The organism is Paenibacillus forsythiae T98, assembly GCF_000520735.1.
In the GTDB taxonomy this organism is placed as follows: Bacteria; Bacillota; Bacilli; order Paenibacillales; family Paenibacillaceae; genus Paenibacillus_AQ; species Paenibacillus_AQ forsythiae.
In genome coordinates this window covers 1-7,398 of sequence record NZ_ASSC01000643.1, presented here as the reverse complement: position 1 = coordinate 7,398, position 7,398 = coordinate 1, and the positions used below count along the sequence as shown (strand labels likewise).

Here is a 7,398-nt window from a genome sequence, read left to right as displayed (position 1 = left end):
GCAAAGCCGCGATGTGTAAACATGGCTTCTCCACATGTCCCTGGCCGCCGCCGACGTGGAGAAACCGCCTTTAAGCGCAAGCTTCAGCCAGGAGGCGAGCTTCTTATCTGAAAGCTGGCCCGCAAGCTTAATCAGATCGTCTACGCTTCTTGTCTGCGGAAGCTGCCGGGACGCAGCCTCAAGTCCGGCCTCGTCAAGCAGCCGCAGGCAGAGCACGGCGAAGGCGAACAGATCGTAGCCCTGATCTCCGGTCCGGCTGCCGGCATTCCAGTATCCGCGGTCATGCCATTCCGTGAACTGCTTCACGCTGCGGCCGATGGGACCGGCTCCTCCGAAATCGATCAGCTCGGCTTCGCCGTAATCCGATACCACGACATTTTCCGGCTTCAGATCACCGAAGATAAATCCGCACTCATGCAGTCCGCACAGTCTGTCCAGCAGTTGAAGTCCGATCAAGCCGAGCCAGGCCGGGCCTTTGCGGGACAGAAAATAATGAAGCGGCGCGCCATGAACATACCGCATGACGTAAAAAGGAAATCCGTCCTCCGAGGCATCGTCCGCTTCCAGGAAATAAGCGGCCATCGGCGAAGACGGCCTGGAGCGGTGATCCCGCCGCACGCGGCAGGATTGAAGCGAGGTCAGCACGTTGATCTCCGATTGAAGATCAAGCGCGTCGTATCCGATCTTGAGCGCATACTTCTCCCTTCTCCCCTGCCGGTTGACCAGATATACCGTGCCGTTAGCGCCTTTTCCCAGCAGCCGGTTCACAACATAACGGTTGCCCCGCCACTTGCCGACAATGACTTCCCCCGGAGAACGGGGCGGATTAGACGACGTACCCACCGGGCATCCCTTCTCCTTCATTAGAGTGAGCCGCGAGGCGGCCTTGATGTTCATCTAGTGTATCATACCCGAAATGTTCAAGCACCTTGAAAATCGCCGGACCTGTCGGCGTCGCCCCCTTCATACGTATTTTGCCGAACAGCGCGCGGATGTCCGACACATTGCGGCTCCAATCCATGTCCAGAACCGCCTGCTCCCCGGCAGAGCCGGGAAAATGGAACACGGAAATTTCGCTTACCCCCTCTCTGGCTTCAAGGCTGAGCGCCAAATCGCGGATCGCGTCCTCCACCGCCGCGAGCTTCGGCTTCATGCTTGCGCTGGCGTCGATCAGAAGCGAGAGACGAAGCGGCGCCGTCTCGCTCAGCTCATCCACTACCGTCACCACCTGCGAGCGCTTGGCCGGAGGCAGGTCCTCCAGGGAGCCGTCGCCCAGAATTTTTTGCACCTCCTTATTAACCGCCTGCTGAATAGTCTGAACCACCGTCTTGCGGGTCATCATCTGCATCGTCTGCGCCAATTGCGGCGTGCCGACAATCCGGCTCAGTCCCCCGCCCGCTTTGGCGATATCCTCGATCTCCCTCTTCCCCAGCTCGCCGATCGTCCCGTAGTCGACGACCCCGATCACATTCACCGTTACCCCGTCCTGCCGGGCGTGCGCCGCAGCCATCACCGGGCTTTCCCCTACATTGGAGCATCCGTCCGTTATCAGCAAAATTTGTTTCATCCCATTGTCCTCCCGCCTCGTATGAATGAGTCTCTCTTCTCTAGTATGGTCCGGGTTGAGAGATTCCAAACATGGCGGATGCGGAAGAAAACAGGATACTGCTTAAAGTGGCGGTCAGCTCACCGTACGCGGACGTTCCATCCGCGAGAGTCCCGGCACATGCAGCGTGGACCATTCCGGCTGGAAGTGATCGACGCGGCTGACCACAATGGTCATGTCGTCATGAATCTCATTGCCCTGGTAACGGATAACCTTCTCCAGAAGAGTGTCGGCAATCTCCTGCGGATCGCTGGTCTCCAGCTCCTGAATCATCCGTTTCATCCAAATCTCCTTGTTGACGGCATAACCGGGCGCATCGTAAATGCCGTCCGTCATCATAATCAGAATATCCCCCGCACGCAGTTCCATCGTCACAAATTCAACCTCGATATCCTGAATGATTCCAATCGGCAGATTGCTCGCCGTGATCGGTATAACTTCGCTTCCCCGCTTGATGAAGCTGGGCGCCGAAGCAATCTTCATAAAGGTGGTCTGGGCCGAATATTGGTCAATCAGCGCCATATCGACGGTAGCGTAGAACTCCTCCGGCGAGCGGAGCAGCAGAATCGAATTGACGGACTTCACCGCCAGCTTCTCGTCCATGCCGGATTGCAGCAGCTTCTCCAGCATGCCAAGCGCCGCGCTGCTCTCCATCCGGGCCCGCTCCCCGTTGCCCATTCCGTCGCTGATGGAGACCGCGAACGTTCCGTTGCCCAGCTCTGACGTACTGAAGCTGTCTCCCGACATCATGTCGCCTCCCTTGGCCGCGCCCGCTACGCCCGTGCTGATCTCGTAAGCCTTCGCTGAGCCGAAGACAACCGTCGACAGTCCGTCGCGGCTGTGCATCGCCGTCTCGCTCTTCACCGCAATATGTTCATCCAAAATATCGGACAGAAGCGGGGCAATCATTTTGCGGCTCTCGTCAAAGCCCCGATTGTAGGCGTGAACGACTTCGATCTCGACGCGTCCCGGATCGAGGCTGACAATATCGATGCTGTGGATCGACAAGCCAAGCTTCTCCAGCGCTTCGCGAATTTGCGCTTCCTGCCGGTAGAGCGCCTGCCCTTCGCGCTTAATTTCTCTCGCCAGATCCTCCATGACCTGCGATACGCCGGAGAGCTGCTCCGCCACAAATTGGCGGCTGTCGTATATTTGCCGCTTCCAGCGCATATCATGCTCATACAGATAATATTCGCTTCGCATAACTTCGAGCACTTCATCCGTTTTGCCGCAGATCCGGGCCCACTCCGCAGGCAGCCGCGACGCCCGGATCTCCGGATTCTCCTCGACGGCGGTCATCATATCGGTCATATATTTATACGTCTGGTAGAACTTCGCATCCCAGCAGTGGGAGCGGCGGATGCAGCTTGCGCAGGTCTCCTCTGTGACCGCGTTCATGAAGTGCTCCATTTCCCGGGTCGATTTGCCCGCTTCCCCGGCGGACGGAATCTGTCCGAAGCTCGCGGAGAGCTGCCGGAATACCTGGGAGAACTGGGTCACCCGCTCTGCGGTAATGTCGCGTACCCTCCGCGCATACTCATGCTGGGACCGGCTGTGATCCGTCGTGCCGGGCACATATTTGGCAATCGCTTTAATGATGCCGCGGGGGGTTGCCAGGAACAGCACTACGGCCGCGCAGGTCTCCCAGGTGGAAGTCATCATATCGCCCGGACCGCTGAAATAGACGGACAGAATGCTGGAGCCGAGCAGCATGCCAAGAGCGACCGCGCCTTTGCGCCCGCCTTGCAGCATGCCGGCCAGCATGCCGGAGAACGCGAGCAGACTCATCTGATAGATCGCCCCGATATCGGCCAGACTGAGAATCAGGCCCGTCACGACTCCGACCGCCGCGCCCAGGGGAGCCCCGCCCGCCATGGCGAACAGCAGAATCAGATAGCGCGACAATATATGTTCGAGCGATAAGCCGCCCGCTTTCCAGCCTACCAGGCCGGTCATAATGGAAGCCAGCATAATGATAAGACATAAGATCTCCTCATTTCGCAGTACGCGGCTTTTTTGTTTATAGGTCATCACGGGCAGAGCCTGCAGGAAGACGAGCGTCAGCACAAGGGACAGCAGAGCGTTCAGCGTCGACATCATCAGCGGATACCAGGAGAGCGATGGACCGATCACTGCCTGGAAGAGTCCGACCATAAAAGAGGAGACGAACACCATGACCGGCGCATAGGCCAGATCAATTCGCTGGAAGGCCGCCAGCCCTTTATAGAGGAGAACAAAGACGATAAGCTCAGCCGTGACGATCAGTACGCCGGGGAACGGAGTATACAGACTGCCTGCAAGAATCGCCATGCCAACTGGCAGAATGCAATCTTTACGCATAAAAACAATAATGGCGAAAAAAGCGGCGGCAAACGGAGACAGCTCGTCCAATATCATGGCTCTTCCCAGCAGAAACCCCATGCAGCTCAGCAGCAGCATCCATTTTCTCGTGTCCAGCATACGAAGAACACGCTGACGCTTGCTCCAGGCCTTAAATCTCTCCCCCCATGGAGCCTTCTCTTCCCCAGCGCCATCTTCCACTCTTGTCCACTCCGAAAAATGCACCACATTGCTTTTACCCATAATGATCAGCACCACCCGTTTTAATTTAAAATATAAGGACCGTATAAGCTGCGCTCTTATCATCGGCCCTATATTTTCTGAGAGAAACGGTTGCCTGAGAGCGATACCGTCATATCGCCGGCCTCAAGAGCATAAGCTTCGAAAGAACGGTGAAGCCGTTTCTTCTTGTGGTACTCATTATAAGCGTGGCCAACCTGGAAAGTTTGTCAGAACAAGAGAGCCATTCCCAAGAAATTTCCGACAAAAAAAGGCGCTTTCACAATCAGCGGGAAATTTGCTTGTTCCTTGCGGGGCGGGAGCTAGACCGGTTTACTACCCATTTTTTTCCACATCCATTGGATTTTGATTCGTCAGCGAATGCTCCAAGCTTGGGCGGAAATCGCAAGGATGCTGTCGCAAATTTCTATCCACCCGACAAAATATCAGGCAAACCGGGATAAGTGGAGAACGCGCTTTCAAAAATCCGCGGAAAGCTTCCTGCCTGGAGTTGGCCGGGAGAGCTGGGCAGGCGCAGAAAAAAACCGCATGAGGTCCGACCCCTGCGGTTTATTTGAACGATTGTAGGTATGATGTTATACGCGTTTGGCTCCACGGCCGCCGCGCTTGCCTTCCGTATTCTTCTTGAGAGAAGAGATACGCTCTTCGCTGTCTTTAAGGAAGCGTGACATTTTATCCTCAAATGAAGGTTTACCGGCTGCAGGCTTGAATGGACGCCCTCCCCGTTCACGATTGTAGCCTCCGCCGCCACCACCACCGCCGAAACGATCTCCACCGCTTGGACGATCCGGTCTTGGCGCTCTTGGCGGACGAGCTTCCGACGCCGGCTTGTCGACAGCCTGCTTGATGGAAAGTCCGATCTTGCCGTCCTTGTCGACATTGATCACCTTAACAGTTACCACATCATTAATCTTCAGATGATCGTTGACATCCTTGACGTAATTATCGGCGATTTCCGAGATGTGAACGAGACCTGTGACACCTCCTGACAGATCTACAAACGCTCCGAAATGCGTAATGCCTGTCACCTTGCCCTCTAACTTGGTGCCCACTTCAATTGCCATAGAATAAAATGATCCTCCCTTAAAAATATACAGACAAAGATGTCAAAATCCAGTCTGCGGTGATTTGATTATACAGTAAAGCGCAAAGCAAGGCAACAGAGTGAACAGCCCCTTTTTTGCCCCGCTTACTGCTTCGATTGCTCTGTCCGGATCGGAACTTCGCCTTTAGGGTACATGTTGAACCATTTGCGCGCCAATTGGCCGATATACTCATTGTCGTTCAGACGGGACACCTCGTATTTCAGTTGACTCAGCGAGTCGTTCACTTGCTTGCTTGTCTGCTGCTTCTGTGCCAGCTCATGGCTCTTGTCCGAAATCAAGGCGCTTTGAGCGAAGAAAATATATCCCGCCCAACTGAAGAATACCGCCATCAGGACGATCCAGACCAGCCTTCTTCTCTTGGCGCCCACGGCGGTGGACCTTCCGCCAGCCTGCTTCTCTTCCGGGGAAAATCTGTTCATGCGAGCGTTCCTCCCGTTTCAAGGTCAGCGTTTTCTTTTTGCGGCAATAAAATGGGTGAGTTTGGTTAATGGAGCGCTGCGCAGCAGCCGATGATAGGCCGGGGTCAACCATCTGACGGGAAAAATCCAGAGCGGCTTGGTCAGCCGAACCAGCAGCTTCAATATAAAGGCCAGGATACGGCCAAGGAGACGCAAAATGCCCCGCGCCAGCCTCCATATCCACATTAGCGGCATTCCAATCAGAATTCCCAGCAGCTTCATCAGCAGCTTCCATATCCGTTCCACCGTCTGAATTAACATTACCACAAATTTCTGCACCGTGACACTGAAGATTAAAAAATAGGCCCACACGCCCGCAAATAATCCGAGAAGAGCGTAGAAGCGCAGCTGCCCCTGGTTGCCCGCGTACAGCAAACGGAACACAATGAGCGCGGAGGCCAGCCAATAGAGAATATCAAGAACCGCGTTCAGCCATCCGGGAAAACGCAGCTTCAGAGACAGTACCCGGTAGCTGTCGAAGGCCAGTCCCATCGCCGCCCCGGCGGCGATCATATACAGCAGCGTGATCCACTGGACGGCCGGGTTCATTTGAACAGCTTGCCGAGCAGCCCTTTATTTTTACCCTTCGCCCCCGGTTCAAGATAAATCAAGGAATGGACGTTACCCTCCACCGACAGCAGCCCGTTCTCCAGACTGAGGTTCTTGATATGTAAATTGGTTCCTCGGATGGTCAGGATTCCAAGCTCTGTCTGGAGTTTAAACTCCTCGCTGTCAAAGCTCTCCACATTCTGCACGCCCGTCAAATCGACAGCCTTGCGGCCGCGCATATGCAAATCATGCTGCTTCACGTTTTTTCCAGGTTCGATCATGGCATGTACCCCTCCTTCTAGTCTTAATCTATGGCGGGGACGGTTGCTTTAGAACAGCAGCGGGAACTTGGCAATAACAAAGAAGCGCCCCCTGCGCGATGCAGGGAACGCTCCTATCACATAAGTCAGGGCAGCTCTTACCAATCGAGTCCGTTGCTCCTCGCAATCGGCTCCTCGCGCAGCAGCGTATACATACCGGCGGCTTCATCCTTGCGGGTCGTTTCGACCAGCTTCTCCACGCGGACCGTGACCAGCTTCTGGCCGAACTGAACCGTAATTTCGTCGCCGATCTTCACATTGCTGCTCGGCTTCGATTCCTTCCCGTTAATCAACACCCGGCCTTGTTCGGACACATCCTTGGCCACCGTACGGCGCTTGATCAGACGGGACACTTTCAAAAATTTATCCAGGCGCATCAGTTGACAGCTTCTTTAAGCTTCGCCCCGGCCTTGAACGCCGGAACGGTCGACTCTGGGATATCGATGGTTGTGCCCGTTTGCGGATTGCGGCCGGTACGTCCGGAGCGCTTCCGCGTTTCAAAGGTGCCGAAGCCGATCAGCTGCACTTTGTCGCCGCTCGCCAGCGCCTCGGTAATTTCGCCAAGGAGTCCGCTCAGCACAAGCTCCACGTCCTTTTTGGCCAATCCGTTCTTCTCGGATATGTTGTTGATCAGATCTGTCTTGTTCATCGTCTTGTGTTCCTCCCGGGAATAAGAAAAGTAATGAAACGCTTCTGTCGCAGGCAACATTTGCCGCAAAACCGCCGTTTCATCTTACTGGTATTCTGGACGTGTTGTCAAATCCCTGCCGATGCCCGCT

At 55.2% G+C, this 7,398-nt stretch carries 9 protein-coding genes; all 9 read right to left on the bottom strand.

Annotation, left to right across the window (positions count from 1 at the left end):
* Positions 1-843: protein kinase domain-containing protein (locus L692_RS0119835; RefSeq protein ID WP_025701792.1), on the bottom strand; the 843-nt coding region annotated here is incomplete at its 3' end.
* Positions 827-1,567, bottom strand: a complete 741-nt coding sequence (locus L692_RS0119830) for a vWA domain-containing protein (protein WP_025701791.1) — start codon at positions 1,565-1,567, stop codon at positions 827-829. The genes L692_RS0119835 and L692_RS0119830, both read right to left, overlap by 17 nt.
* Before the next feature lie 114 nt (positions 1,568-1,681).
* Complete coding sequence (gene spoIIE, locus L692_RS0119825) at positions 1,682-4,189, bottom strand: stage II sporulation protein E (RefSeq protein WP_025701790.1); 2,508 nt, start codon at positions 4,187-4,189, stop codon at positions 1,682-1,684.
* 572 nt (positions 4,190-4,761) lie between these two features.
* Positions 4,762-5,250: a S1 domain-containing RNA-binding protein gene (locus L692_RS0119820; protein ID WP_025701789.1), complete on the bottom strand. Its 489-nt coding sequence runs from the start codon at positions 5,248-5,250 to the stop codon at positions 4,762-4,764.
* A gap of 125 nt (positions 5,251-5,375) precedes the next feature.
* The gene (locus L692_RS0119815; RefSeq protein WP_025701788.1) at positions 5,376-5,711 is read right to left on the bottom strand and encodes an FtsB family cell division protein; all 336 of its coding nucleotides are present in this window, start codon (positions 5,709-5,711) and stop codon (positions 5,376-5,378) included.
* A gap of 24 nt (positions 5,712-5,735) precedes the next feature.
* A complete protein-coding gene (gene yabQ, locus L692_RS0119810) occupies positions 5,736-6,299 on the bottom strand; it encodes a spore cortex biosynthesis protein YabQ (protein WP_025701787.1) in 564 nt (187 codons plus the stop codon).
* Entirely contained in the window at positions 6,296-6,580 is a 285-nt protein-coding gene (gene yabP / locus L692_RS0119805; protein ID WP_025701786.1) for a sporulation protein YabP, read from the bottom strand. Before yabP ends, yabQ begins: the two co-directional genes overlap by 4 nt.
* 137 nt (positions 6,581-6,717) lie before the next feature.
* On the bottom strand, positions 6,718-6,996 hold the full coding sequence (locus L692_RS0119800) for an RNA-binding S4 domain-containing protein (RefSeq protein ID WP_025701785.1): 279 nt from the start codon (positions 6,994-6,996) through the stop codon (positions 6,718-6,720).
* On the bottom strand, positions 6,996-7,268 hold the full coding sequence (locus L692_RS0119795; RefSeq protein WP_025701784.1) for an HU family DNA-binding protein: 273 nt from the start codon (positions 7,266-7,268) through the stop codon (positions 6,996-6,998). The genes L692_RS0119800 and L692_RS0119795 overlap by 1 nt, the downstream gene beginning before the upstream one ends.
* Positions 7,269-7,398 lie beyond the last annotated feature (130 nt).

What these genes read in the sequence shown, in the direction of transcription:
- L692_RS0119830 (WP_025701791.1), bottom strand. Translation starts at nt 1,567, where the DNA reads ATGAAACAAATTTTGCTGATAACGGACGGATGCTCCAATGTAGGGGAA.
- spoIIE (WP_025701790.1), bottom strand. Translation starts at nt 4,189, where the DNA reads ATGGGTAAAAGCAATGTGGTGCATTTTTCGGAGTGGACAAGAGTGGAA.
- L692_RS0119820 (WP_025701789.1), bottom strand. Translation starts at nt 5,250, where the DNA reads ATGGCAATTGAAGTGGGCACCAAGTTAGAGGGCAAGGTGACAGGCATT.
- L692_RS0119815 (WP_025701788.1), bottom strand. Translation starts at nt 5,711, where the DNA reads ATGAACAGATTTTCCCCGGAAGAGAAGCAGGCTGGCGGAAGGTCCACC.
- yabQ (WP_025701787.1), bottom strand. Translation starts at nt 6,299, where the DNA reads ATGAACCCGGCCGTCCAGTGGATCACGCTGCTGTATATGATCGCCGCC.
- yabP (WP_025701786.1), bottom strand. Translation starts at nt 6,580, where the DNA reads ATGATCGAACCTGGAAAAAACGTGAAGCAGCATGATTTGCATATGCGC.
- L692_RS0119800 (WP_025701785.1), bottom strand. Translation starts at nt 6,996, where the DNA reads ATGCGCCTGGATAAATTTTTGAAAGTGTCCCGTCTGATCAAGCGCCGT.
- L692_RS0119795 (WP_025701784.1), bottom strand. Translation starts at nt 7,268, where the DNA reads ATGAACAAGACAGATCTGATCAACAACATATCCGAGAAGAACGGATTG.